The sequence below is a fragment of the Methylophilus sp. 'Pure River' genome, from assembly GCF_046765995.1.
In the GTDB taxonomy this organism is placed as follows: domain Bacteria; phylum Pseudomonadota; class Gammaproteobacteria; order Burkholderiales; family Methylophilaceae; genus Methylophilus.
The window spans coordinates 166027-192087 of sequence record NZ_JBKOUE010000003.1 but is presented as its reverse complement, the minus strand read 5'-3'; the positions used below and the strand labels follow the sequence as shown (position 1 = coordinate 192087).

At 53.5% G+C, this 26061-nt stretch carries 18 protein-coding genes; 1 reads left to right on the top strand and 17 read right to left on the bottom strand.

Annotated elements, in window-relative coordinates; translation table 11 throughout:
- Window positions 1–44: 44 nt before the first annotated feature.
- The gene (locus ACIDE9_RS04645) at window positions 45–527 is read right to left on the bottom strand and encodes a hypothetical protein (RefSeq protein ID WP_411993089.1); all 483 of its coding nucleotides are present in this window, start codon (window positions 525–527) and stop codon (window positions 45–47) included.
- Between the two features lie 324 nt (window positions 528–851).
- Here ACIDE9_RS04645 and ACIDE9_RS04640 point away from each other — a divergent pair, with 324 nt between their 5' ends.
- Window positions 852–962, top strand: coding sequence for a phage integrase N-terminal SAM-like domain-containing protein (locus tag ACIDE9_RS04640; RefSeq protein WP_411993302.1), 111 nt, complete (start codon window positions 852–854; stop codon window positions 960–962).
- 203 nt (window positions 963–1165) lie between these two features.
- Here the strand turns inward: ACIDE9_RS04640 and ACIDE9_RS04635 are convergent, their stop codons facing one another.
- The 16 genes from ACIDE9_RS04635 to ACIDE9_RS04560 form a co-directional block, all read right to left on the bottom strand.
- Window positions 1166–5332 (bottom strand): molybdopterin-dependent oxidoreductase, encoded by a 4167-nt coding sequence (locus tag ACIDE9_RS04635; RefSeq protein ID WP_411993087.1) that lies wholly within the window; start codon window positions 5330–5332, stop codon window positions 1166–1168.
- A gap of 21 nt (window positions 5333–5353) precedes the next feature.
- Window positions 5354–5734 carry a nitrite reductase small subunit NirD gene (gene nirD / locus ACIDE9_RS04630; protein WP_194754041.1) on the bottom strand — a complete coding sequence of 127 codons (381 nt, stop codon included), beginning with the start codon at window positions 5732–5734 and terminating at the stop codon, window positions 5354–5356.
- Window positions 5735–5749: 15 nt separating this feature from the next.
- A complete protein-coding gene (nirB, locus tag ACIDE9_RS04625; RefSeq protein ID WP_411993085.1) occupies window positions 5750–8314 on the bottom strand; it encodes a nitrite reductase large subunit NirB in 2565 nt (854 codons plus the stop codon).
- Between the two features lie 461 nt (window positions 8315–8775).
- Window positions 8776–11484: a molybdopterin-dependent oxidoreductase gene (locus ACIDE9_RS04620; RefSeq protein WP_411993300.1), complete on the bottom strand. Its 2709-nt coding sequence runs from the start codon at window positions 11482–11484 to the stop codon at window positions 8776–8778.
- A 77-nt stretch (window positions 11485–11561) separates the two neighbouring features.
- The gene (gene nirD / locus ACIDE9_RS04615) at window positions 11562–11873 is read right to left on the bottom strand and encodes a nitrite reductase small subunit NirD (protein ID WP_411993083.1); all 312 of its coding nucleotides are present in this window, start codon (window positions 11871–11873) and stop codon (window positions 11562–11564) included.
- 46 nt (window positions 11874–11919) lie between these two features.
- Entirely contained in the window at window positions 11920–13608 is a 1689-nt protein-coding gene (locus ACIDE9_RS04610) for a protein kinase domain-containing protein (RefSeq protein WP_411993082.1), read from the bottom strand.
- Window positions 13609–13642: 34 nt separating this feature from the next.
- Window positions 13643–14854 (bottom strand): nitrate/nitrite transporter, encoded by a 1212-nt coding sequence (locus ACIDE9_RS04605; RefSeq protein ID WP_411993080.1) that lies wholly within the window; start codon window positions 14852–14854, stop codon window positions 13643–13645.
- 51 nt (window positions 14855–14905) lie between these two features.
- A complete protein-coding gene (nirB, locus tag ACIDE9_RS04600) occupies window positions 14906–17332 on the bottom strand; it encodes a nitrite reductase large subunit NirB (protein ID WP_411993078.1) in 2427 nt (808 codons plus the stop codon).
- 20 nt (window positions 17333–17352) lie between these two features.
- Window positions 17353–18138: a uroporphyrinogen-III C-methyltransferase gene (gene cobA, locus ACIDE9_RS04595; RefSeq protein ID WP_194754047.1), complete on the bottom strand. Its 786-nt coding sequence runs from the start codon at window positions 18136–18138 to the stop codon at window positions 17353–17355.
- Window positions 18139–18156: 18 nt separating this feature from the next.
- Complete coding sequence (locus ACIDE9_RS04590; protein WP_411993076.1) at window positions 18157–19626, bottom strand: alginate export family protein; 1470 nt, start codon at window positions 19624–19626, stop codon at window positions 18157–18159.
- Window positions 19627–19714: 88 nt separating this feature from the next.
- A complete protein-coding gene (locus ACIDE9_RS04585; protein ID WP_194754049.1) occupies window positions 19715–20524 on the bottom strand; it encodes an ABC transporter ATP-binding protein in 810 nt (269 codons plus the stop codon).
- A gap of 21 nt (window positions 20525–20545) precedes the next feature.
- On the bottom strand, window positions 20546–21472 hold the full coding sequence (gene ntrB / locus ACIDE9_RS04580; RefSeq protein WP_411993073.1) for a nitrate ABC transporter permease: 927 nt from the start codon (window positions 21470–21472) through the stop codon (window positions 20546–20548).
- Window positions 21473–21492: 20 nt separating this feature from the next.
- Window positions 21493–22812: a CmpA/NrtA family ABC transporter substrate-binding protein gene (locus ACIDE9_RS04575; protein WP_411993071.1), complete on the bottom strand. Its 1320-nt coding sequence runs from the start codon at window positions 22810–22812 to the stop codon at window positions 21493–21495.
- Between the two features lie 2 nt (window positions 22813–22814).
- Complete coding sequence (locus ACIDE9_RS04570) at window positions 22815–23141, bottom strand: hypothetical protein (RefSeq protein WP_411993069.1); 327 nt, start codon at window positions 23139–23141, stop codon at window positions 22815–22817.
- A 32-nt stretch (window positions 23142–23173) separates the two neighbouring features.
- A complete protein-coding gene (locus tag ACIDE9_RS04565; protein WP_411993067.1) occupies window positions 23174–24445 on the bottom strand; it encodes a nitrate- and nitrite sensing domain-containing protein in 1272 nt (423 codons plus the stop codon).
- Between the two features lie 161 nt (window positions 24446–24606).
- Window positions 24607–26061: an efflux transporter outer membrane subunit gene (locus ACIDE9_RS04560; protein WP_194754053.1), complete on the bottom strand. Its 1455-nt coding sequence runs from the start codon at window positions 26059–26061 to the stop codon at window positions 24607–24609.

The window sequence follows — 26061 nt, the reverse complement described above, 5'->3', positions numbered from 1 at the left end:
TTGAGTAAGGTGCGAGCGTTAGCGCGTCTCGCTTGAATGAGAGGTTAGTCTTCACCAGCTAATGCCTTGAAAATGGTGAGTATATTTTTTGCAGCAGCATCCATAGCTGCTCTGTTGTTATAGTTGTCTCTATGTTGTTGAGAAAATTCAATATCAGCCTTTATATCTTCACGAATTTTTGAATATGAATCTGGAAATAGATCTTTATGTAATTCAAGAATTATTAGACCACTTTTTATAATCCCTTCATTTTGCCCTGGCTCCCAATATGATGGCTGGATAGGGTTATGTTTTAGAAATGCCTGTGCGGCTGATTTCAGTTCAACTTGCTTAGCTTTCCGCACTGCTTCTGGTTGAGTGATTGTGAAATACTTAAATGAGAAGAAAGATGAAAGAGCAGTTAAAAAAAATACAAGCAGTAATAAACCACGTAACAACCATGGTTTGTTTGTTTTCCAGAGCGCGACTAAGGAAACTAAGGAGGCTATTGAACCTAAAGCTCCTAAAATTGTACCGAACGGTTCCAATCTTAACCTTTCATTATGGGGGGCTATGAGTAATGATAGAGTCCCATGGGTCTCTATATTATGAATTAATATTGGACATGCATGACTGCAACCCCTTGCCCCTTCTTCGTGTTGTTGTTTATACGCCTCCTTATTAAATTATTAATATAGAGACAGCAGCAGCACTGCTTTACCGATTGTAAACTAATGTCTTTTTTACCACCACCATAGGAGCTAAAATTGTGGGGGCACTCTATTTCTGTAAGCAAACTGCTCTGCTTATTTGATTTGGTCTCAACAGTTTCCCGTCGCTGACATTCCCGCTTCAGAGCTAAAGAGGCATAAATTCATTGGATTAAACGGTTTATCTTTTTTCAACAAAAACGCCATCCTAACTTCATGGACACTTCAGAGATCGAAGCTTTTCTGAACCGTATTACAGTTAGTCGACACTAGATATTTTTCGGAGAAAATTTAAAAGAGTTGATACATTTCTAGGCTACTATACGGCTACTAAAAAATAAAAAAGGGTTACGATTTTACGTAACCCTTTGTTTCTATTGGTGGCCCCTCTGTGAGTCGAACACAGCACCAACGGATTATGAGTTCGATGCGTTGACAGCTTCCAAGCTGTGTCAGAAATTCTGTGATAGAGGCTGTTAGTAAACATCCCGCACATAGCGCTTGTCCTGCGCCATCTTGGCCACATAGTCAGCCGCAGCTTCTGCCGTCATCTTGCCGTGAATTTGAATAATATTTTTCAAGGCAGCATCCACATCTTTTGCCATACGGCTGGCATCGCCGCACACGCAAAAGTGCGCACCTTGTTGCAGCCATTGCCATAGCTGCTCGCCTTGCTCCAGCATGCGGTGTTGCACATAAATCTTGTCAGCCTGGTCGCGAGAGAAGGCGGTATCCAGGCAGGTTAACACGCCTGCTTGTTGTAATGTCTCTAATTCTTCGCGGTAGTAAAAGTCTGTGGCAGCGTGCTGCTCACCAAAAAACAGCCAGTTTTTACCGGGCGCTGCGGTGGCCTGGCGCTCTTGCAAAAAGGCGATAAATGGCGCGATGCCGGTGCCGGGGCCGACCATAATCAATGGTGCATCCGGGTTTTTTGGTGGGCGGAAATGTGCAGAGCGTTGCAAAAAGATAGGCACATTAATATCGCCAGCACGGTCGGCCATAAAGGTGGAGCATACGCCGCCACGCGCGTTGTCTTTGCCGTAACGCACGGTGGAAACAGTCAGGTGCACCTGGTTAGGATGCGTTTTCGGGCTGGACGAAATGGAGTAAAGGCGTGGTTGCAGGCGTTTTAACACTGCCAGCCATTCGCTTGCTTCTACCTTGATCGGATATGACTGTAATACGTCGATAATTTGTTTACCCCATAGCCAGTCTTTGAGGGTTTTTTCGTCGGCCATCAAACTGGCAAGCGTGGTGCTAGCACTGCGTGCTTGCACAAATTTGAGCAGGTCAGTCGTGATGCGGGCAATCTCAAAGTGATGCGATAGTGCATCGACTAAAGCGATGTCGCCGTGATCTTTGACGCTCACCATGGTGGAGGGGGAGAGTTTGAGCGCATTCAGCATGTCGCCTACCAGTTCGGGGCAGTTGGTGGGCCAGACGCCGAGTGCATCGCCCGCTTCATAGCTAAAGCCACTATTGCTCAGGTCAAAGCCAAACTGGCGTATTTCTTTCTCTGCACCGTTGGCATTGAGGCGCTGGTTAATGACTAATGGTGCTTTGAGGGGATGCTGGCGGGTATAGCCTGAAGGCGTTGCTACGACCGTTTCTGCCACGGCTTCATCCACATCGCCTGCCAGTGCCATGGCAGGTTGCGCCACGCTGGCGGCACTATTGGCTAAGGCAGTCATCACTTTGCCCAGCCATTCGTTGGCTGGTTGTTCAAAGTCCGGCTCACAGTCCACACGATCGCTCAGGCGTTGTGCACCCAGCGCTTCGAGTCGTGCATCCAGTTTGCGGCCAAAGCCGCAGAATTGATCGTAGTTGGAGTCGCCAAAGGCCAGTACCGAGAACTGCGTATTCTGTAGGGCTGGTGCATTGTCTGCTTGAATTGCCTGCCAGAACTGGCTGCCATTATCCGGAGGGTCGCCATCGCCAAAGGTGCTGGCAAGCAGGAGCACTTGGCTGGTCATGGCCAGGTCTGCCAGATTGATGCTGTCCATCGTTTTGACTACAGCCTTGAGGCCGCTGGCTTTGATACGCTCGGCACATTTTTCGGCAAAGCCTTCGGCATTGCCTGTCTGTGAGGCCCAAAGAATCGTGACTGTGGCGGTGGCACTTGTTTGCGTTGTCGAAAAATCTGGCAAGCCTGCAGGCAGGCTAGCGCCCTCTGGCAGCCAGCTACGTGCAAACAAGCCTGCCAGAATACCGTTAATCAACATATGTTTGGCCGGAGTGAGCGGTGCATTTTCCGGTAGCGTGGGCACGCCACCCAACTGCCGCGATTCTTCGGTACGCAAGCCGGTGACAAATCCTTGCAAGTAAAGTTGTTCCTGCGCATCCAGAATAATTTCCGGTTGCTTATCTAGCCCCAGCAACCTGGCTAAAGCGTCGATATCTTTCATATTGAGTTCCTTGTTATTCTTTGTCGAGTCACCTGTGCTGGTGACTGTGATGTGCGCATCGTCTGCCTGGCTAACGGGGCGCTGAGCGGGCGCGACGCGTGTCATGGCGACGGCGCAGAATTTGAATTCGGGTTGTTGCGAGATGGAGTCTATGGCATCACTGGTGACGGCATTAATGGTGAGGTCATCACCGAAGACATCGTTCCAGTGAAAAGGCGCAAAGCAGTTACCTGCACGCACGCGGTCGGTCACCACGGCCGGTAATATTGCACGGCCACGCCGCGAGCGAATCTCGACCTGGTCTTTGTCTTGTATGCCCAACGCAGCAGCATCTTCGGGGTGCAGCTCTACAAACGGGCCAGGGTTGAGTTTGTTTAATGTGGCAATCTTGCCGGTTTTGGTCATGGTATGCCATTGGTGTTGCAGGCGGCCGGTATTCAATACAAAGGGATAGTCCGGGTCAGGCAGTTCTGCCGGATCCATATGCGGGCGGGCAAAAAACACGCCTTTGCCGCTGGCGGTGGCAAACGCAATGCGCGGTTGGCTGCCATTTTCGCGAATGGTCAGCTTCTGGCTGATGCCGTCGTTGAGATAGCGAATCGGATGGCGATCTTCTGTGTTGTCTGGCGCACATGGCCATTGCAGGGGTTGCTGGCGTAACTTGTCATGGCTTACACCGCGGATGTCATAACCGGTTTTCAGGTTAGAGGCGCGCGTGATTTCTTCAAATACCTCGGCAGCAGAGGCGTAGTTAAAGCCCTCGCTAAAGCCCATTTCGCAAGCGACTTTGGCAATAATCTGCCAGTCCGCCATGGCTTCACCCGGCGGGTTCACGGCATGCTGCATCAAGGTCATATTGCGTTCTGAGTTAATCATCACGCCTTCTGCTTCGGCCCATAGGGCACCAGGCAGCAAAATGTCGGCATAGCGATTGGTTTCGGTATCCAGGAAGGCATCCTGCGCAATCACCAGTTCGGCTTTTTCCAGGCCTGCAATCACATTTTTACGATTAGCCATGCTGGCGACCGGGTTGGTGCAAATCACCCAGCAAGCTTTGATGTCGCCAGCCATCATTTGCTCAAACATGGCTACGGTGCCGCCACCCAGACGGGTGTGCAGCGTGCCTTCGGGCACCTGCCACAGGTTTTCGATAAACTGGCGATCCTGTTCGACCAGCACCGAGCGCTGGCCTGGCAGCCCCGGGCCCATATAGCCCATCTCGCGCCCGCCCATGGCGTTAGGTTGCCCGGTGAGAGAGAATGGGCCGCTGCCAGGGCGGCAGATGGCGCCGGTCGCCAGGTGCAGATTACAAATGGCATTGGTGTTCCAGGTGCCATGCGTGCTTTGGTTAAGCCCCATGGTCCAGCAACTGATCCAGTTTTTGCTGGTGCCTATCCACTCCGCGGCCTGGCGGAGTGCGTGTTCATCGAGGCCTGTGATGTCGGCGACTTTTGCTGGCGAATATGCTTCCAGAAAGTCTGGCATGACTTCCCAGCCTTCGGTGAATTCGGCAATAAATGCGGCGTCGGTGTGGCCATTTTTGACCAGCAGATGCAACAGGCCATTGAGTAAGGCTAAGTCGGTGCCTGGCTTGATCTGCATAAACAGGTTTGCTTTGTCAGCGGTGGTGTTGCGGCGTGGATCTACCACAATCAATTTCGCCCCGGCTTTCACCCTGTCCATCATGCGCAGGAATAAAATCGGGTGGCAATCGGCCATATTGGCACCAATGACGAAGAACAAATCCGTCTGGTCAAAGTCCTGGTAAGAGCCTGGTGGACCATCTGCGCCCAGCGATAATTTATAGCCACTGCCTGCGCTGGCCATGCACAGGCGTGAGTTGGATTCAATATTGTTGCTGCCGAGATAACCTTTAACCAGCTTGTTAGCCAGGTACTGCGATTCTATCGACATCTGACCTGAAACATACAGGGCAATCGCATCCGGGCCATGTTGGTCCAAAATGGCGCGCAGGCGGCGGGCGGTTTCCTTGATGGCAATATCCAGCCCGGTGCGCACAGATTCTTGCCCGCGTGCCGGGCGCACATAGGCATATTCCAAGCGGCCAGAGTCAGCAATCGCTTGTGCGCAGGTATTGCCTTTGGTGCATAGGCGGCCAAAGTTGGTCGGATGCTGCTTGTCGCCATAGACCTTGATTACTTTATGGTTTTCTACTTCCATCACAATGCCGCAACCGACACCGCAATAAGGACAGACTGATTTTACCTGCGTGACCATAGACCCGGACCCCGATGTGACCTAGACCTGCACCCAGACTGCGCCATCGCGCAGTTCTACCGGGTAAGTCTTGAGGCTGATGCTGGCATCCTCTATACAAACACCAGTGCGCAACTGGTAGTGATGCTTGTAGATAGGGGAGGCGACTACACGTTCTCCGCCCAAGTCGCCGACGATGCCACGAGAGAGCACGTTGGCGTCGCTGTGCGGATCATAGTTATCCATGGCGTAGAGCTGGTTATCCTGGAGGCGGAAAATGGCAACCTGACGGCCTTCGAGCAGGGCGCATACGCCCATATTCGGCCAGATGTCTTCTAGCGCGCACACCAGGTGCCAGGCGCCTACATCGCCCGTGATTTGATTGATAGCAGCCTCTGATGCTGCTTGTTGTACTTGACTCATCTGTGACTCCATTGATTATTCTGTGGTGGCGAGGATAGGAATCACTTTTGCGCTTCTCTTTTCCTCTACGGTGGCAGGACGCATCTGTTCGCGTTCGTTCACGAAGACGATGTTGCTGTCCCCTGCTTGGCTATTGACGAAGCTACGGAAGCGTTTGCGCACTTCAGGGTCATTGACGGCGGTTTTCCATTCATCCTGGTAGTTGTCCACCACGTGCTGCATCTGTGCTTCCAGCTCGGCGCCCAGGCCCAGCGAGTCATGGATCACCACGTCGCGCAGGTAGTCCAGGCCGCCTTCCATATTGTCACGCCAGGTGCTGGTGCGTTGCAGGCGGTCGGCGGTGCGGATGTAGAACATCAGGAAGCGGTCTATCATGCGGATCGCTTCTTCTTTGGTCAGATCGCTGGCGATGAGCTCGGCGTGGCGCGGTTTCATGCCGCCGTTACCGCATACATACAGGTTCCAGCCATTCTCAGTAGCGATCAAACCGACGTCCTTACCTTGGGCTTCGGCACATTCACGCGTACAACCAGAAACGCCAAACTTGATTTTGTGCGGGGCGCGCAGGCCTTTGTAACGGTTCTCCAACTGCACGGCGAGGCCGACACTGTCGTCCACGCCATAACGGCACCAGGTAGAACCGACGCAGCTTTTTACGGTGCGCAATGATTTGCCATAAGCATGGCCAGACTCAAAACCAGCGGCGATAAGTTCTTCCCAGATATTAGGTAATTGCTCAACGCGGGCACCGAACATATCGACACGGGCACCGCCAGTGACCTTGGTATACAAATTGTATTTTTTTGCAATCTGGCCAATGGCAATCAGGCCATCAGGCGTGACCTCGCCACCCGGCATACGCGGGACAACGGAGTAACTGCCATCTTTCTGGATATTGCCCAAAAAGTAGTCGTTCGAGTCTTGCAGTGAGGCCAGGTCTTTCTTGAGGATAAAGTCGTTCCAGCAAGAGGCGAGGATACTGGCCGCGGTCGGTTTGCAGATATCGCAACCCATGCCTTTGCCATGCTTGTGCAACAGCTCGCCAAAGGTTTTAATCTGCTCAACGCGCACCAGGTGGTATAGCTCCTGGCGCGAGTAAGGGAAGTGTTCGCACAGGTGGTTGTTGACGGTCATGCCCAGTTTCACCATCTGCGCCTTCATCACTTGCGTGACCAGTGGCACGCAGCCACCACAAGCCGTACCCGCTTTGGTGCAGGACTTGATGGCACCTATGCTGCAATTACCCGCCGCCACGGCCTCACCAATCGCGCCTTTGCTGACGTTGTTACAGGAGCAGAGCACCGCCGTGTCAGGCAAGGCATCTACGCCCAGGCCAGGTTTTTCTTTACCATCGCTGGCTGGCAAAATCAGGAACTCAGGATTTTCCGGCAAGGCCATTTCGTTGACCGTCATCTGTTGCAGCGTGCCATATTCATCGGCATTACCGATCAGCACCGCGCCCAGCAGTTTTTTGCCATCTTCGCTGACGACGATTTTTTTGTAGATATTGCGTACTTCATCCGTGTACTGGTAGCTGCGGCAACCATGGGTTTTACCATGGGCGTCACCAACACTGGCGACATCCACGCCCATCAGTTTGAGCTTGGTGCTCATGTCAGCACCTTGGAAAGTGGAGGTGGTTTCACCTGACAAGTGCGCACACGCAGTACGCGCCATGTCATACCCTGGCGCGACCAAGCCATACATTTCGTCGTGCCAGCTGGCGCATTCGCCGATGGCATAAATATCGTGGTCACTGGAGCGGGAGAAATCATCAATGGCGATGCCGCCGCGGGCGCCTATGGCCAGGCCAGCGTCACGTGCCAGTTCATCGCGTGGGCGGATACCGGCAGAGAACACGATCATGTCAGTTTCCAGCCAGGTTTCATCAAAAAATACCATGCGGTGACGTGCCGTTGCACCATCCACAATGGCTGTTGTGTTGCGACTGGTGTGCACGTGTACGCCTAGTTCCTCGATCTTGCTGCGTAGCACTTTGCCGCCAGCTTCGTCTACTTGTACCGCCATCAGGCGTGGCGCAAATTCCACCACGTGGGTATCCAGGCCCATGTCTTTCAAGGCTTTGGCACACTCCAGGCCCAGCAGGCCGCCGCCGACGACTACGCCGCTCTTAGCGGTTTTGCCTGCGGCTGTCATTGCTTCCAGGTCTTCAATGGTGCGATAGACAAAGCAGTTTTCGCGATCACGGCCAGCGACGGAAGGCACAAATGGGAAAGAGCCGGTGGCCAGTACCAGCTTGTCGTATGGCAGGACGGTGTTGTCTGTCAGCGTGACGGTATGCTGGTGGCGGTCAATATGGCCAACGCGCGCATTCAGGCGTAATTCCAGGCCAGGGCGGTCATAAAAGCCAGGCTCGACTAAGGATAAGTCTTCAGCGGAGCTGCCTGAGAAAAAACTGGAGAGGTGCACACGATCATACGCCGGGCGTGGTTCTTCACCCAAGACGGTGACTTGCAGGTTTGCGGCTAACAGGTCTGGATGGCGTTTCACCAGTTCCTGCATAAAATAATGTCCCACCATGCCGTTGCCGACAACTACTACGCGGGTAAGTTGATTCATCGTGTGTTCCCCATCTGATGCAAGCATATGGATACATGCGTTGCGGTTTAACTCAATATTTACCAGGCTTAAAAACGAAAAAAGGCGCCCATAGCTTATCTAGCAACCACCCTTGGCAGCATGTAAATAAGCTATGGACGCCGTTGTCCATAAAGGGATTTCCTGACTGCGGAAATGTCCTTGTTAAAAATTTTTCGTCGTCAATAAACGAGATTTAATGTCAGGCAAGCAATTGGCATGCCAGAATTTTAGAAGGTATTGCTGTGAGTGGTTTGAATGCTTTAAGTGATTGTTCTACCTTGGTTTATCACTAGCTGGCAGAGCGATTTTTCCACCCGATACCTGTCCCGACAAAGGGGCGGAGTAAGGCTGACGCACGATAATGATGCATATCAGTGCAATTGCACCAGAATTGATCTTTCGCTCAGTATTGCTTCATTATAAATATGGTTTGGCGCTCATCAGGCGTGCACTTTGCCATGCAGTTTGACCAGGCGCTTGAGCTCTGGCACGCATGAACCACAACTGGTGCCGCATTTGAGTTTGTTCTGCAAGGTGGGAAGATCCGCACCCATTTCCAGGGTTTCCATGATTTCGTTTTCCGAGACATCCAGGCAATTGCAGATGATTTTGCCACGGCTATGTTGTCCGGCTGGTGGTGCGCTCAGTGGCGCAAGTGCCCAGCGGCGTAGCTCATTGGTGAGCTCGCCCTTGGTCATCACTTCACGCAACCAGTCGGCGGCCAGTGTTTCGCCAATCAGCCGCACGCCAGTCACCTGGTTATGTTGCACCAATATATGTTTGCTGATGCCACGCTTGGCATCGTTATATGTCAGCATGGGGGCATCTTCTGTCATGTCCAGCAGGGCATCTAGCTCGGCGATCAATGCCGCGTCAGGCGCTGCATGATGTGCGGCACGCAGCATGACCATGCCGGCATCACGTCCATATAAACCGCAGCTGGCGTAGTCAAATGACTTGAGCAATTTGCGCACCTTGCTGATGAGTTGTGCGTCTTCGCAATTGCGCATGACCACCATTTGCCATGGTAAGTCTAATTTTTCGATTTTGACCGCCGTGTGTTTGAGCTCGGGCTGCTTAGAGGTTTTGTCAAAAGCAGGCGGCATCAATGCATTGACGCCCAGCCCGTGCATAAACTGGCTGCTCCAGTGCATAGGCATAAAAAGTTGCGCCGGTTGCACTTCGTCAGAAGCTTGCACGCGGACGACCAGGTTGCCTCGTTTGTTGCTGACTTTGACAATATCGCCATGCTTGATCGCACGGCGCTGCATATCGTCTGCATGCATCCAGATCACTGGCTGTTCTTCATGGTTAAACAGCTGCGGCACAATACCGGTGCGGCTCATGCCGTGCCATTGGTCACGCAGGCGGCCAGTCAGCAGGTGGAAAGGGTGGCGCGCATCTGGTTTGTCGGCGGTGCCCTTATACGCGGCGCTCATAAACTGCGCTTTGCCGCCTGGTTTCTGGAACACGCCATCGGTATATAAACGTGCTTCGCCTTGGTTGGCGCCAGGTTTAAATGGCCACTGTTGCGGACCTTGTGTTTCGAGGATGCTGTAGCTCAGGCCGGTGATGTCGAGGTCACGTCCACGCGTGGTTTCACGGTGCTCGTTAAAAATGGTTTCGGTATCCGGGTAATTAAACAGGGTGCTGGTTTTACCTAACTTTTGTTCTAGTCGCTGCGCAAAGTCCACCACGGCTTCCCAGTCGTGCCGTGCTTCGCCAGGCTTGGGCGCCGCTGGACGTACACGCGTAATGCGGCGCTCGGAGTTGGTGACCGTCCCTTCTTTTTCGCCCCAGGTCGTGGCAGGCAAAAACACGTCGGCGTACTGGTTGCTGTCGGTGTTGTTAAATGCATCCTGCAAAACGATCAGCTCGGCATTGCGCAACGAGGCCAGTACATTATTCAAGTCTGGCATGGAGTGCGCTGGGTTGGTGCAGGCAATCCAGATGGCTTTGATTTCACCATTTTTGACGGCTTCGAACATTTCGACGGCGGTTTTGCCTGGCGTGGCAGGCACCTCAGGCAGCCCCCACAAGCGGGCGACTTCTGCGCGGTGCTCGGCATTGGCCAGGTCACGGTGGCCAGACAGTAAATTAGCCATGCCACCGACTTCGCGACCGCCCATGGCGTTAGGCTGGCCGGTCAGTGAGAACGGGCCAGCGCCTGGCTTGCCGATCTGGCCGGTGGCCAGGTGCAGGTTAATCAGGGTGGCATTTTTCTCGGTGCCGTGGATGGACTGGTTAAGCCCCATGCAGTACATGGAGAGCGTTGGGCCCAGGCCAAACCATTTGGCGGCCTGGATAATATCTTTTTCAGCGATGCCGCAAATATCGGCCACCATTTTTGGCGTATATTCGCGCACGGTTTCCTTGAGCGCTTCAAAGCCTTCGGTATGGTCGCGGATATATTGCATATCCAGCAAGCCTTCCCACAGCATGACATGCAGCAGGCCGTTAAACAGAGCCACGTCAGTGCCGGGCAAGATGGCCAGGTGCAAATCGGCTACTTGTGCGGTGTCGGTATGGCGCGGGTCAATGACGACAATTTTCATGTCCGGATTTTTAGCCTTGGCATCTTCAATGCGGCGGAACACAATCGGGTGCGCAAAGGCGGTGTTGGAGCCAGCAATAAACAGGCATTGTGTATGGTCGATATCCTCGTAGCAGGCCGGGGGTGCATCGGCGCCCAACGTGACTTTATAACCTGCCACGGCTGAGCTCATGCATAGGCGTGAGTTGGTATCGACATTGTTGGTGCCTATCAGGCCTTTGGCCAGTTTGTTAAACACATAATAGTCTTCAGTGAGTAACTGGCCGGAGATGTAGAAGGCCACCGCATCCGGGCCGTGGGTTTGGATAATGTCGGCAAACTTGTCCACCACATGATTTAAGGCGGTATCCCAGGTCACGCGTTCACGCGGCTGATGCCTGTCCAGGCGCATTTCCGGATACAGCGCACGTGCATCCAGCTTGGCGGTCAGGTGTAGTGTAGAGCCTTTGGTACACAGGCGGCCAAAGTTGGCCGGGTGTTCGGGATCGCCTTTGACGTCGACAATCTGCTTGCCTTCCGTGGTAATAATGACGCCGCAGCCCACCCCGCAATAACAGCAGGTGCTGCGTGTTTCACGCCGTTGCGGGTAGAACATGACTGGTTCTGCCGTCAGCGTATGGTTGGATGCCTGAAGTTGTTGCTGTTGCGTCATAGATTGCCTGGTTTGCTAAACTACTTTTCTAATTGCAGGTAAACGTCGCCGTTTTCCACTTTGACGGCATAGCAGGCGGTATGGCCGACATCCGGCTCTTCTGCCTTGCCATCGACCAGGCTGATTTTCCAGCTATGCAATGGGCAGGCGACTTTGTCACCATAGACAATACCTTGTGACAACGGGCCGCCCTTGTGCGGGCAGCTATTGTTGAGCGCAAACACACGGTTATCTTCGGTGCGGAAGACACCAATCTCCACTTCGCCGTGGCGCACAACACGTGCGCCCAGGGCTGGGATGTCGTTTACCGGGCAAATTTTTGTCCAACTCATTATTTCCTCGTTTCCAATTTGACTCTGGGTTTCACAGCGCAATGGCTCAAGAGACCAGTAACAAATAAATCAATAACAGGTTAATACACAATGAAATCACGGCCAGCCATTGCCATTTGACCAGGCGTGCGCGGGCAATCAGCGGCGTACGCGGAATCACGATCGGCTTCAGTTCGCCATGTTCCAGTGCCAGCAGCATCTCTTCGGCCGTTTCAAAACGGTCAGCCGGTTTTCTGGCAATGGCTTTTAAAATCACGTTTTCCAGCCAGGCCGGAATTTCCGGGCGATAGCGGCTAGGGCGGATAGGCTCGCCAAAGCGTGGTGACTGGAAAGGTTCGATTTCGCCGTAAGGATATTTACGGGTCAGCAAGTGATATAGCGTCACCCCGGCGGCGTAGATATCTGCCTGGCGGTCAGCCACTTTGCCATCAAACAGTTCTGGCGACATGAAACTTGGTGTGCCGGGGTTTTCCATCTGCTCAGGCATGGGCAAGGTGGTGTTCAGCGCCACGCCCAAGTCAAGGATGCGTAGGCGGTTGTCGCTGCCGATATGAATATTGGCCGGTTTGATGTCGCGGTGCACGATATTCAAGCGGTGCAACATGCTCAAGCCGCGTAGCAAGTCCTGGCCGATATTGGCCACGCCGTTCATGGTGAAATGATGTCCGGCTTCCAGGCGCTGCTGCAAGGTGGCGCCTTCATGCCAGGTCATCACGTAATAGAGTGCGCTGCGCTGTTCACGGGTGAGTGGCAGCACCTGTGGCACACATTGTGAGACCACGCGTTTGGCCAGCCACTCTTCGTTCAGCAAGGCTTCGCAACTGGTTTTGTCATCAGCCCTGGATGGCTGTAGTGTTTTGAGCACAAACAACTGGCCTGTCGGATTCCTGACCTGATACAGCAGGCTAACGCGTGAGTCGTGCAGGATTTTCGTGACGGTAAAACCGTCCAGTTGGTCGCCAATCGCCAGCTTGGCTGGAACTGGCAGGCTCAGTGCATCAGCCAGCATATCGGTCAGGTGGTCCTGCCCGACTTGGTCAATACGCACCACGACAGCCGAAGCATTATCCTGGCCACCTTTTTCCAGTGCCTGGTTGGTCAGGTGCTCGGCCATGAGTTGCGGGGTGTGATATAGCATCAGCACTTTGTGTATATCAGCCTCACCCAGCGCTGCCCACACGCCATCACTGACAATGGCATAGACGTCGCCGGTTTGCAGCAAGCCTTCGGCGTAATCGACACTTAACTGGTCATCCAGGCCGACCGCACGCTTGAGAACGTGGCGCATGTCTGGTCTATCCCAAACGTGGTCAGTGGTCAGGCATTGCAAGGATTGCTCGCGCAGTCGGTAAATACGGGTATCACCCACGTGTGCCAGCACATAGCGTTGTCCGCGCAACACCATGAGCGATAAGGTAGTGGCCATGCCTGCCATGTGGCTGTGCTTACGTGCCTGTGACAGCACCCAGCGGTTGGCGGCCTGAATGACCTTGTCCAGCGCATGCTGTACGGTCCAGGTGTCAGGGGTCGCATAGTAGTCTGCCGACAAGGTGCGCACGGTCATTTCAGCGGCTTCGGCGCCACCGGCGCCGCCACTGATGCCATCCGCCACAGCCAGCAGTGCACCCTTGATCCCCAGCTGGGCGTCAGCAGGCGTCACCAGGCCGATATAGTCCTCATTACGAGGCCTGGGCCCTGTGACACTGCTTTCGCCTACACTGAAGGTTAACTTCATTTATGGTTCCGTTTCATGACCGGTGGAGATTGGTTTAGATTTTAGCACTGGTCACAGTGGCAGAACCCCAGGTAGTACGCCAGCGGTTTTTCACGCTAGACAAGCCTACCAATGCCAGCACAGCCAGCCCTGCAAAAATGGTCAGGCCGATCTGGTAGCTGCCGGTGATTTGTTTGGAGTAGCCCAGGCTGGAGGCCAGGTAAAAACCACCTACGCCGCCTGCCATGCCCACCAGGCCAGTCATAACGCCGATTTCCTTGCGGAAACGTTGCGGCACCAGTTGGAATACCGCGCCATTGCCCATGCCCAGGGATGCCATGGCCAACACGACCACTGCCAGGCCAGCAGCTTGTGTTTGCATGCCAAAGCTCAAAATGAACAGGAAAATCGCGGCCAGTACATACATGGTGCTCAGGGAGCGGATGCCGCCGATGCGGTCAGCCAGCAAACCACCGAATGGGCGTACCAGTGAACCGGCAAACACGCAGGCGGCGGTAAAGTAACCGGCGTGTACTGGGTCCAGGCCATACTGGTCATGGAAATAAATAGTCAGTGAAGAAGCCATGCCGACAAAACCGCCAAAGGTCACGCTGTAGAAAAACATAAACCACCAGGCATCTTTGTCTTTTAACACCGCCAGGTATTGCGACAGTGATTTGGCCGCAGGTGCATCTGGCGCATCTTTGGCAAATACGGAGTACACCAGCAGCGCAATCAGCAGCGGGATTAGTGCCAGGCCAAATACGTTGCTCCAGCCAAATGCCACGGCGAGGCCAGGCGCAAACAAAGCGGCCAAGGCCGTGCCTGAGTTACCGGCACCAGCAATGCCCAAGGCTGTGCCCTGATGCTCGGGTGGATACCAGCGTGAAGCCAGCGGTAAGGCCACGGCAAAAGCGGCCCCGGCAAAGCCGAGGAACATGCCCAGCAGCAAAGCTTGCTGATACGTGTGAATGCCATGCAACCAGGCGGTAAGCAAGGCGCCGATCACAATGACCTGGCCGATCAGGCCGGCTTTTTTCGGTTTGAGCTGGTCTACCAGCACGCCCATGACGATGCGCAAAATAGCGCCGGTCAGCACCGGGGTGGCGACCATCAGGCCTTTTTGTGCCGGGTTTAGTTGCAGGTCAGCGGCGATTTGTACCGCCAATGGCCCCAGCATGACCCAGACCATAAAGCTCAGGTCAAAATAAAAGAAGGCTGAAAATAAGGTCGGTTTATGACCGACTTCCCAAAAGCTTTTTTGCATGTTGTACTCTCCCGGGCGTACGCGCATTGCTGCCGTCCGCCACATTTTAGATTAAATGGTAATGGTGTCGAATTCTTTGTGTTCATCGCGTTTTTGGACGCGCTCAGCCCAGGGATCGACCGAACCCTGCAAGGCATATAGCAGACGCTCGTAGGCTGCTTCGCGGCCTTCGGCATCTTCCAGAATACGTTTTTTTACATAGTCGAGGCCGACACGTTCTATCCAGTGCACAGTGCGGTCCAGATAACGCGCTTCTTCGCGGTAAATCTGGATAAACGCTCCCGAGTACTCAATGACTTCTTCGGCCGTTTTGACCTTGCATAAAAAGTGCGCCACTTCGGTTTTAATGCCGCCGTTACCGCCAACATAAATTTCCCAGCCGGAGTCGACACCAATGACGCCCACGTCTTTAATTCCTGATTCGGCGCAGTTGCGCGGACAACCAGACACGGCGAATTTCACCTTGTGCGGCGCCCACATATGGTCAAAGGCTTTTTCGATATCAATGCCCAGTTGGGTGGAGTTTTGTGTACCAAAACGGCAGAACTCGGAACCGACGCAGGTTTTCACGGTGCGGATAGACTTGCCGTAGGCGTAACCAGAAGGCATATCCAGATCTGCCCACATATTGGTCAGGTCTTCTTTTTTCACGCCGAGCAAGTCAATCCGCTGACCACCGGTGACTTTCACCATCGGCACCTGGTATTTGTCGGCGACATCGGCAATTTTGCGTAACTGGTCTGGTGAGGTCACGCCGCCATACATGCGCGGAATGACTGAGTAAGTGCCGTCTTTCTGAATATTGGCATGCACGCGCTCGTTGATAAAGCGGGATTGCGGATCATCCTTGGCCTCATGTGGCCAGGTCGAAATCAGGTAGTAATTCATGGCCGGACGGCAAGTCGCACAACCGTTAGGCGTTTTCCAGCCCATGCCTTTCATGGCAGCCGGGATACTCAGGTATTTATGTTTACGGATTTCATCCCGTACTTCTTCGTGGTTGAAGTCAGTGCAGCCACACACTGCTTTGCTGCTGGAAGGCGGCGCATAGCCGCCACCTAGCGTCGAAGCCAGAATCTGTTCGACCAGGCCAGTACAACTGCCGCAGCTGGAACCGGCTTTGGTTTGTTTCTTGACGTCGTCTATGGTGAATAGGCCTTTTTCCTGGATGGCCTTGACGATGGTGCCCTTGCAAACACCGTTACAGCCACACACTTCCATTTCGTTAGTCATGGTGGACACTTTGTCTTGACCCTGGTGGCCGGTATTGCCCAGACTGTCCTGCCCGAACATGAGGTGATCACGAATTTCGTGTATCGGCTTCCTGTCGCGCAGCAGCTGGAAATACCAGGCCCCATCCGTCGTATCGCCATACAGCACGGCACCGATGATTGTGTCATCTTTGATCACGAGTTTTTTGTAAACCCCGCCGACCGCGTCGTGCAGCAAAATTTCTTCGGCATCGTCACTGCCCATGAAATCACCGGCCGAAAACAAATCAATGCCAGTCACTTTCAGTTTTGTTGAAGTGACTGAGCCTTTGTATAGACCGATGCCGAAGTTGGCCAAATGTGTGGCGCACACTTTGGCCATTTCAAATAAAGGTGCGACCAGGCCGTAGGCGATGCCTCGGTGGCTCACACACTCACCCACTGCGTAAACGCGCGGGTCATAGGTTTGCATGGTGTCATTGACCACAATGCCGCGGTTGCAATGAATGCCAGCGGATTCGGCCAGGGCGTAGTTGGGGCGGATGCCAACGGCCATCACCACCAGGTCGGCCGGGATTTCCTGGCCGTCTGTAAAGCGTACCGCGACGACGCGGCCATCTTTGCCTATCAGTTGCTCAGTGTTTTTTTGCAGCAAAAAGGTCAGGCCACGCGCTTCGAGGGATTTTTGCAACATCTTGCCTGAGACTTTGTCTAGCTGGCGCTCCAGTAGCCACTCGTTTTTATGTACCACGGTGACATCCATGCCCTGGATTTTCAGGCCGTTGGCCGCCTCCAGGCCCAGCAAGCCACCGCCGATCACCACCGCATGCTTGTGCGTTTTGGCCGCAGCAATCATGTCGTTGGTATCTTTAATGTCGCGGTAACCCAGCACGCCTTCCAGGTCAGCACCCGGGATAGGCAAGATAAATGGCTTGGAGCCCGTCGCCAGTAGCAGGCGGTCATATTCAACGGTGATGCCATTCTCGGCAGTCACGGCACGCGCTTTGCGGTCTATCTTGTTGATGCGCGCGCTAGTATGCAGGGTAATATTATTCTCTGCGTACCATTCACGTGTGTTTAGGATAATGTCGTCTATGGTCTGCTCATTGGCAAGCACCGGCGACAACATGATGCGGTTATAGTTAGGGTAAGGCTCATCGCCAAACACGGTAATGTCATACATGTCCGGTGCAATTTTGAGCAGTTCTTCCACTGCCCGCATGCCGGCCATGCCGTTGCCAACGACCACCAGTTTCTGTTTTATCATCAAAATCGCTCCTGTTATATTTATGCTGCATTGGCTACGCTGAGCCAGGTTTGCAGGTTTGCTTGCCAGTCTTGTTCTTGCTGGCTGTTTTTAGCTAATGTCACCACTGTACCGACGACAATAATCGCCGGGCTTTTGAGGCCTTCGGTATGTGCCAGGTAAGGGATCGCTTGCAGAGAAGAAGTCACCGCCCGCTGGTTGTGGCGGGTACCATTCTCTACCACCATGCAAGGCATGTCGGCTGACATGCCTGCATTGATCAGTCCACGTGTGATTTCTGGCAGGTGTTGCATACCCATGTAAATCACCAGTGTGGTATTGCTTTCTACCAGGGCTTGCCATGGCAGCGGTTCGCCGTTCTGGGTATGGCCGGTAATCAGCGTCACGCCGTGGTTGTAGCCACGGTGCGTCACTGGCACCTCCATGCTGGCGCAAGCGCCCAGCCCGCTGGTCATGCCTGGGATAATTTCGTAAGGAATATTGGCCGCACGCAAAGCCAGCATTTCCTCACCACCACGCCCAAACACAAACGGGTCGCCGCCCTTGAGGCGAACGACCACTTGTCCTTGCTCGGCCAGGGCGACCAGCATACGGTTGATAAAGTGCTGCGGGGTAGACTTGCAGCCGCCGCGCTTACCGACCGGCACGATGCGTGCCTGCGGGCAATGCGCGAGCAGGGCCGGGTTCACCAGGTCATCGACCAGCACCACCTCAGCTTGCTGCAAGGCCTTGATGGCCTTGAGCGTAATGAGGTCCGGGTCGCCTGGGCCGGCACCGACTAAATATACTTTTGCGGCTGAAGTCATAGGCAGTTCCTTATAGAGTTAAAACGTATACATGGCAGTCAGCCATAATTTTTCGGTGTCGCGCACACGGCCACGGTTACCGGCGATGCTATCAGGGACGTTGGCAGTCAAGGCGTAGCGGTCGCCTTCAGTGAACTTGCCGTATTCCAGTTTTGTCATCCAGTTCTTGTCCACATTCCAGGTGACGGCGGCATTCCATTCTTTACCGTAGCGGGAACCTCTGGTGCCTGTGCCGCCACCAACTGTATGAAAGTCTTCGTCAGAGTCAATCAAGTGATAATCAGCAAAGAACAACAAGTCGCCATAGCGGTAAGTGGCGGTGACAAAGGTATCTTTAATGCCTTCAAGTGGCGTGGCCAGAAACTTGTCTACCCAGCCCTGGAACAGGTGGTTGGTACCCAGTGGGGTCTGGAAAGCATATTTGCCGTTGTTGCTGGATAACAACTCCTGGTCAATGCGCATGTTGAAGTTATCAATGCCAAAACCGCCGCCGACTTTGTAATAGTGCGCGTCAATACGGGTGTCACCATTGCTGTAATCTGTCTGTTTGGCATATTCAGCCGTGTAGTGCGCACGGTAGTTAGGGGTGAATGGATGCGTGCCATCCAGGCGCAAACCAACAATCTTGTTGCCCTGGTCTGCATTCTGGTTAGCTGCACCGCCTTTGCCAGCAGCAATCGCCGCTGCGGTGGTGCCATTACCAAACCAGGCACGGCCCATGCCTAAATCCTGAAAACCATCCAGGTAGGCATAACCCACCAAAAACTCGGTAGGTGAAATACGGTAGCGGGCATTCACAATATCCAGAGCGCCATCTGAGCGGTGTTTGGCCGTGATTTGCTCCAGGCTTTCAAAGTGGGCAACAAAAAGTTCGGTATCAGGAATGGTTTTGTTGAACACGGATACACCATCAAACACCTGCATGACCTGGCGGAAAGCAATGTCACCAATAAAGCGCACGTTATCCAGGTTCACTTGCTGGCGGCCTGCACGTACACGGGTGTTTTTAATGCCTGTCCACTCTACAAATAACTGGTTAAGACCGGTGTAGTCAGGGTCAACCACCTTGGCGTATTCGATATTACGTGCCTGGTTGGAAACACTATTCGTCAGCGTGCTGTTGGTACTATCGTTAAAGTTGTCTGCCAGTTTAGACACATTAATCAACTGGGCCGCAAAGCTAAAGTTGTGGTAGGGCGCAGTTTGCCAGCCAATCAGGCTGCGCAAAGTCAGTGCGTTGGCATCTTTCAGTTCTTTCGTTGCAGTTGGGTTGGCCGTGCCATTTGGCATGGTCGGTGGCTGCAAACCATCTTGGTCTACATTCTCGTAACGCAACCTGAAACTGGTCATATTTTTGCCAGTTTTAATGGCATCCATGAAGGTATATTCAGGGAGTGCTTCTTCCTCCGCCATGGCTTGCATGCTTAAAGCGGCCAGTAAAATTGCGACTGAAACTTGACGCAAGCGTGGGTGTGAGTTAGCGTTCATGTGTTGCTCCTTTATGCAATGTGGGGTAACCATACTTCGATGAGGTATGCGGTGCTGGCGGGTGACCGCCCGTCAGCACTACTTTTATCTATGCTGCTTTTTTAGCGTGGCGCTCATACAAAAACTTCAATACTTCGCTGCGCAGATGTGTGTAACTCGGGTCTTCTACCAGTTCCAGACGTTTGCGCGGGCGTGGCAGATCCACTTCCAGAATTTCGCCTATGGTGGCTGCCGGGCCGTTGGTCATCATGACGATGCGGTCTGACAGTAATACGGCCTCATCTACATCGTGCGTGACCATCACGGCGGTGCAGCCAGAGCGTGCCATGATGCTCATCAGCTCATCCTGCAAACTGGCACGGGTGAGTGCGTCGAGTGCGCCAAAGGGCTCATCCAGCAGCAGGACTTTCGGTTCCATCGCCAGGGCACGGGCAATGCCCACGCGCTGTTTCATGCCACCTGAGATTTCGTTGGGGCGCTTTTCCATGGCGTGACTCAGGCCCACCAGTTCCAGCGCAGCACGGGTGCGTTCAGCCAGTTGCGTTGGGCCTTCATTCTCACCAAACACGCGTTCTACGGCCAGGTAGACATTTTCAAAGCAAGTCAGCCATGGCAGCAGAGAGTGGTTTTGAAACACCACAGCGCGCTCCGGGCCTGGTTTGGAAATTTCACGCCCGGCACAAAACAGGTAGCCTTCGCTTGGTTGCAGCAAACCGGCAATCAGGTTCAGCACGGTGGATTTGCCACAACCGGAGTGACCGATGATGGAAATGAACTCACCTTCACGGATGTTCAGGTTGATGTCCTTGAGTGCCTGAAAACTGCCTTTTTTGGTATGGAATGTCATGTTGACGTTTTCAATCAGCACATAACGGTCTTGCATTACATTGGTCGTCATAATTAAGAATCCTTTTCCCGGTTATTCGTAGCTGTAGCGTTTTGCGACCAGCACCAGCAACTGTTCCAGCAGCAAGCCAACAATGCCGACAATAAAGATGGCGATGATGATGTGCTCTACATTCAGGTTGTTCCACTCATCCCATACCCAGAAGCCAATCCCAACACCGCCGGTCAGCATTTCAGCCGCCACAATCACCAGCCAGGCTGCGCCGATAGAGAGGCGGACGCCGGTCATCATGTATGGCATGACATAAGGCAGCAGGATTTTGGTGACGATTTTCCATTCGGACAGGTTGAGTACCTTGGCCACATTCATATAGTCTTGCGGCACTTTGCTGACGCCGACGGCGGTGTTAATAATCATGGGCCAGACGGCAGTAATGAAAATCACCCAGATCGCTGCCGGGTTAGCGGCTTTGAATACCAGCAGGCCAATCGGCAGCCAGGCCAGTGGCGATACCGGTTTGAGCAGGCTGATAATGGGGGCTGCCATTCTGGACATGAATGTGTAACGGCCAATCACAAAGCCCATCGGGATGCCAACAATCGCTGCCAATGCGAAACCAGTGGCGACACGTTTGAGCGAGTTCAGGATGTTCCAGCCTATGCCCATGTCGTTCGGATTGTTGATGTAAAACGGGTCGCTGAACAGCTCGACCGCTGACTGCCAGGTTTTGACCGGGCCTGGCAAGCCCTGGGTCAGGGCAGATACCGTGGCCCAGATGGCAGCGAAGATGATCAGGCCAATGACCGGTGGCACCAGCCATTCAAATACGACTTTGGCGGTTGCCGCCCACGCCGCGCGCTTGGGCGCGGGCGTGGTGGCTGCTGCCACTGTGGTTGAGAGAGGTTTAACCACAGAAACAACAGGTTTTTCAGGTGCTACTTTCGCAGCTTCCCCGCTTTTTTGCATGATTTTTTCCTTGTTAAAGCTGACGACACTCATGGTGACTCTCCTTTAAAAGACTAGGCTTTGACCTTGAAGCTGTTGGCATAAGCTTTAGGGTCTTTGCCATCCCAGATCACGCCATCCATCAGTTTGCTGCTACGCATCACGTCTGTCGGCACTGCGATACCCAGTGATTTGGCGGCTTCGGTGTAGATGTCGATGCGGTTCACTTTCTTTGCGATGCCCAGGTAATCAGGGTCGGACTTCAGCAAGCCCCAGCGTTTGTGTTGGGTCAGGAACCACATGCCGTCGGACAGGTAAGGGAAACTGACTTTGCCGTCGTTGAAGAACTTCATGTAGTTCGGGTCTTCCCATTTTTTACCAATGCCGTTGTCGTAGTGGCCCAGGAAGCGGCCTTCGATGACTTCTTCCGGTGCATTCACATAAGCCTTGCCTGCAATCAGCTTGGCCACTTCGGCGCGGTTCTTGGTGGCGTCGATATAGCGGGAAGCTTCCAGGATGGCCTTGGTCAAGGCCAGTGCGGTGTTTGGATTTTTGGCGGCAAAATCAGCCGTGGTGCCCAATACTTTTTCCGGGTGATCGGTCCAGATGTCTTGTGTTGTGGCGACAGTGAAACCAATCTTGTCGTAAATCGCACGTGCATTCCATGGCTCACCTACACAGTAGCCGTCCATATTGCCGATACGCATATTGGCGACCATTTGTGGTGGTGGTACGACGATCGTTTTGACGTCTTGCATTGGGTTGATGCCATAGTTCGCCAGCCAGTAATACAACCACATGGCATGGGTGCCAGTCGGGAAAGTCTGCGCAAACGTGAAGTCGCGGTTTTCGTTATCCAGCAGGCGTTTCAATGTTCCGCCACTGGTCACCCCTTTTTCTTTCAACTGGTTAGCCAGCGTGATACCTTGGCCGTTGTGGTTCAGCGTCATCAGCACGTTCATGTCTTTTTGCTGGCCGCCTATGCCCATTTGCACGCCGTACACCAGGCCGTATAACACGTGAGCGGCATGCAGTTCACCGTTGACCAGCTTGTCGCGTACACCTGCCCAGGAAGCCTCTTTGGACGGCACAATTTTGATACCGTATTTTTTATCGAAGCCCATTTGTGCAGCGACGATGATAGGCGCACAGTCGGTCAGTGGAATAAAACCAACTTTCACTTCGGTGATTTCCGGTGCATCTGAACCTGCAGCCCAAGCCTGGCTGCGTACAGCAGAAGGCACCATATTCATCATGGCGGCGGCACCAAAGGCACCGGCAATCGCCTGGCGGAAGAACTGGCGGCGTGTTTGGTCAACCGTCACTAGTGTGGCTGCTGCTGCTGACTCAACCACCGCAGACTCAACCGTTGTTTTTTTATCAGAACTGCTCATGTTTACTCCCTGGAAAGTGAATTAACTGGAAACGTAAAAACAAAAAAGGCGTCCTGAATGCAGACAATCGTTTGTCTACACTCAGGACGCCTTTGTCCTGCATTGCCCACCGCGTTGCAGTGGATATAAATGCTTGTTATATCGAAGCGGTGATCGCCATTGATGACTGCTCCGTTCGCTTGCCCGCCTGGTGAGGGTGAGCTGCTTAAACGGTAATTAGCAAATGGTGTGCCAGTTTTTTGTTTGTTTTTAAGTGGATGATTTTTATGTGATTTTTTTGATTGGTGGGTGTATTTTGCGCGGCAGTGCGCACAAAATGTGCGCACCATACAAGTGCGGATGCACCATGTCTATCGCACCATTATTGCGGCTGTTTGTGTTGTAGCAAGATGTTTTCTGCTACATCGATGATTTTGCGTTTTTGTTCCATGGCCGTGCTGCGCATGGTTTTATAAGCGTCGACTTCGCTTAGCCCCAAGGTGCTCATGAGCAAGCCTTTGGCGCGCTCGATTTGCTTTCTTTCAGTGAGTGCCTTTTTGGTTTCTGACAACTCGGATTCCATTTCGGCAATTTGCTGCGATTGCTGCTGCAATAGGGAGATGACGGACTCTATCGGGTAGGGCTGGCTGGCCGTATCCGTTAAAAAGCCATAGGCGTTTTCAACCGGAATCGACAGATTGAAGAAGGCACTATCGCGGCTGGAAACGCTGGCTTTATCTTGCAATTGCTGCAAATGCTTCCGCGTGTTGGCCAGGTCTTGTTGCGCCTCTGCGACCAGGATTTGCAGGGTTTGGTGCATATCGCTGATGAGCTGGCACTGGATTTGCCATAGCTCGGTCAGCCGCTGGCTGCAAAGCTCAAACCAGCAGTCTGCATCTTTGGCCTGTAAGGCTTGGCCTGGCCTGGCACCGGTCAGTTTGGCCTGGTATTGCTGGTGTTTGCGCTCGTTTTCTGTCACGCCTGCGCTGGCCCAGGCCTCACGCAAGGCCGGGGTGGCAAACTGGCAAAACGATTCAAAATGCCGTTCCTGCAAGGCAATCAGTTCCAGCAGTTTTTGCTGATGTGGTTGTTGCACACTGGCCGAGCCAAACATATACGCGCCTACGGCGCGCTCCTGGCCTGCGAACTCCTTGCCTTGCACCAGGTTGTATAGTGCCAGCAAGCTGGTTGAAATCTTGCTGTTGACGGTATTGTCGGTGATTTCGAAAATCAGTGACACCAGGCTGCCAATCAGGCGGGTAAACGATTGTATGCAATCAATAAAAGAGATTTTCTGTAACGTGACCTGGTGCCGCAATGCGGTGAGCTGGTCAAAGCCGAGCAAAACCCACGATACCAGCGTCAGTTGCCGAGCATCTGCCAGCGGGTTTGCATCCAGGTGCTTTCGCAAAGCTTGCTTGAACTGGATGTCGAGTGAGGTGTTGTGCGCCACCAGATCAGCCCGCTCCTTGGCAAAGCGTTGCCCGGCCGAGGCCAGGTATAAGCAACTGGCGCCACGCTCGGCCTGGATCTGGTGAATCATCTGTCCCAGTGATTCGACAAATTCAGTACAAATGACGAGCCGCTCCAGCTCTTCAACATGTCTGATCTTGGCCAGGATGATAGTGTGTTCGGAAGTGATTTCTGTCTGCATTTGCAAAAATTAAAGCAAGAAACGTGCGCGTCTTTTTAAAGGGGGGTGAATTCTAACGGTGTCGCCTCATGTGCGGCAAGAGGGGGAGAGGTAAAGCCCCCGCACTGACTCAGTACCGTGAATCTGTAGCGGGAGCTAAAAGAGTGGTCTGGTGGCGATGGTTAATGCCAGCCGCCGCCCATGACTTTGTACAAGGTGAGTTGGCTGGTGGCATCACTCAATTGCAGGGTGACCAGTGACTGTTCTGCCGTGTAGAGCGTACGCTGGGCATCCAGCACGACCAGGTAGCTGTCCACGCCATTCTTGAAGCGAGCATCTGCCAGCAGGAAAGCCGCCGAAGCCGCATTTTTCAACGATTGCTGTGCCTCTAGTTGTGATTGCAAGCCTTCACGTTGTACCAGTACATCAGCCACTTCGCGGAAGGCGGTTTGCACGGTTTTTTCGTATTGTGCCAGCAGAATATCGCGATTTTTTTCTGCCGAGGTCAAATTGGCGCGGTTACGGCCACCATTGAAGATAGGCAGGCTGATTTGCGGCACAAAGGTCCAGATGCCGGAGTTTTTGGCAAACAGGCCGGACAACTCTGTGCTGGCTGAGCCGACCGTGGTGGTCAGGCTGATGGTAGGAAAAAAGGCTGCGCGCAGGGCGCCGATATTGGCATTGGCGCCTTCCAGCAAATGTTCTGCCGCGCGTACATCTGGCCGTTGCTGCAAGGTGTCAGAGCTGATGCCGCCAGGCAAAGACTGGGTGAACACGACACTGGACAAATGGCTTGTTGGTAGCCACTGTTCAGGCACCATGCTCCCGGCCAGCAGGTTGAGTGCATTGCTGTCCTGCTTGATCTGCATGGTATAGGTAGCGATGGCGACGCGCGCGCTATCGACACTGGTTTGCAATTGCTTCAAGGTCAGCGCGTTGGCGACGCCCAACTCAAACATTTTCTGGTTGATATCGTAAGTGGCTTGCTGGCTTTGCAGCGTTTGCTGCGCGATGGCAAGGCGTTGCTTGTCAGCGGCCAATGTCAGCCAGGCGGTGGCTACTTCTGCAATCAGGCTGATCTGCGTGCTATGACGATTTTCTTCATTGGCATAAAAGGTTTGCAAGGCCTGCTGGTTGAGGTTGCGTATGCGGCCAAACAGGTCAAGTTCGTAGGCGCTAAAGCCGACGGTGGCACGGTAAATATGCGAGATATTGCCGCTGCTGTTACTGCTGCCAGCGGTGCCTGTGGTCGCACCAGAGGTGTTGCCTGCCGTATTGTTGGCAGCACTGGCCATGCCTTTGGAGGCGGTTTCGGTGACACTGGCGGCGATGGTTGGGAACAGGTCTGCGCGCTGCACCTGATAGAGTGCGCGTGACCTCTCTATAGTCAGGGCAGCCACCCGCAGGTCACGGTTATTTTTTAATGCCAGGTCTATCACCTGGCGCAACTTTTCATCGCTGATAAAGGATTGCCATGGCAGGTCAGTAAACGCTTTGGGGTCGCTTTGTGCCGTGCCCAATGTGGCTGGGACTGGCGCGGCTGGTCGTGTGTAAAACGGTGCCAGGTCTATGCAGCCACTCAGGCTCAGTGTGAGCGCCAGTAATCCTGCCAACTTTTTCTGAGGTAATGTTTTCAT

What these genes read in the sequence shown, in the direction of transcription:
- cobA (WP_194754047.1), bottom strand. Translation starts at nt 18,138, where the DNA reads ATGACTTCAGCCGCAAAAGTATATTTAGTCGGTGCCGGCCCAGGCGAC.
- ACIDE9_RS04635 (WP_411993087.1), bottom strand. Translation starts at nt 5,332, where the DNA reads ATGGTCACGCAGGTAAAATCAGTCTGTCCTTATTGCGGTGTCGGTTGC.
- ACIDE9_RS04565 (WP_411993067.1), bottom strand. Translation starts at nt 24,445, where the DNA reads ATGCAGACAGAAATCACTTCCGAACACACTATCATCCTGGCCAAGATC.
- nirB (WP_411993078.1), bottom strand. Translation starts at nt 17,332, where the DNA reads ATGATAAAACAGAAACTGGTGGTCGTTGGCAACGGCATGGCCGGCATG.
- nirD (WP_194754041.1), bottom strand. Translation starts at nt 5,734, where the DNA reads ATGAGTCAAGTACAACAAGCAGCATCAGAGGCTGCTATCAATCAAATC.
- ACIDE9_RS04575 (WP_411993071.1), bottom strand. Translation starts at nt 22,812, where the DNA reads ATGAGCAGTTCTGATAAAAAAACAACGGTTGAGTCTGCGGTGGTTGAG.
- ACIDE9_RS04570 (WP_411993069.1), bottom strand. Translation starts at nt 23,141, where the DNA reads ATGGTGCGCACATTTTGTGCGCACTGCCGCGCAAAATACACCCACCAA.
- ACIDE9_RS04610 (WP_411993082.1), bottom strand. Translation starts at nt 13,608, where the DNA reads ATGAAGTTAACCTTCAGTGTAGGCGAAAGCAGTGTCACAGGGCCCAGG.
- ACIDE9_RS04605 (WP_411993080.1), bottom strand. Translation starts at nt 14,854, where the DNA reads ATGCAAAAAAGCTTTTGGGAAGTCGGTCATAAACCGACCTTATTTTCA.
- nirD (WP_411993083.1), bottom strand. Translation starts at nt 11,873, where the DNA reads ATGAGTTGGACAAAAATTTGCCCGGTAAACGACATCCCAGCCCTGGGC.
- ACIDE9_RS04590 (WP_411993076.1), bottom strand. Translation starts at nt 19,626, where the DNA reads ATGAACGCTAACTCACACCCACGCTTGCGTCAAGTTTCAGTCGCAATT.
- ntrB (WP_411993073.1), bottom strand. Translation starts at nt 21,472, where the DNA reads ATGAGTGTCGTCAGCTTTAACAAGGAAAAAATCATGCAAAAAAGCGGG.
- ACIDE9_RS04585 (WP_194754049.1), bottom strand. Translation starts at nt 20,524, where the DNA reads ATGACGACCAATGTAATGCAAGACCGTTATGTGCTGATTGAAAACGTC.
- nirB (WP_411993085.1), bottom strand. Translation starts at nt 8,314, where the DNA reads ATGAATCAACTTACCCGCGTAGTAGTTGTCGGCAACGGCATGGTGGGA.
- ACIDE9_RS04560 (WP_194754053.1), bottom strand. Translation starts at nt 26,061, where the DNA reads ATGAAAACATTACCTCAGAAAAAGTTGGCAGGATTACTGGCGCTCACA.
- ACIDE9_RS04620 (WP_411993300.1), bottom strand. Translation starts at nt 11,484, where the DNA reads ATGTTCTACCCGCAACGGCGTGAAACACGCAGCACCTGCTGTTATTGC.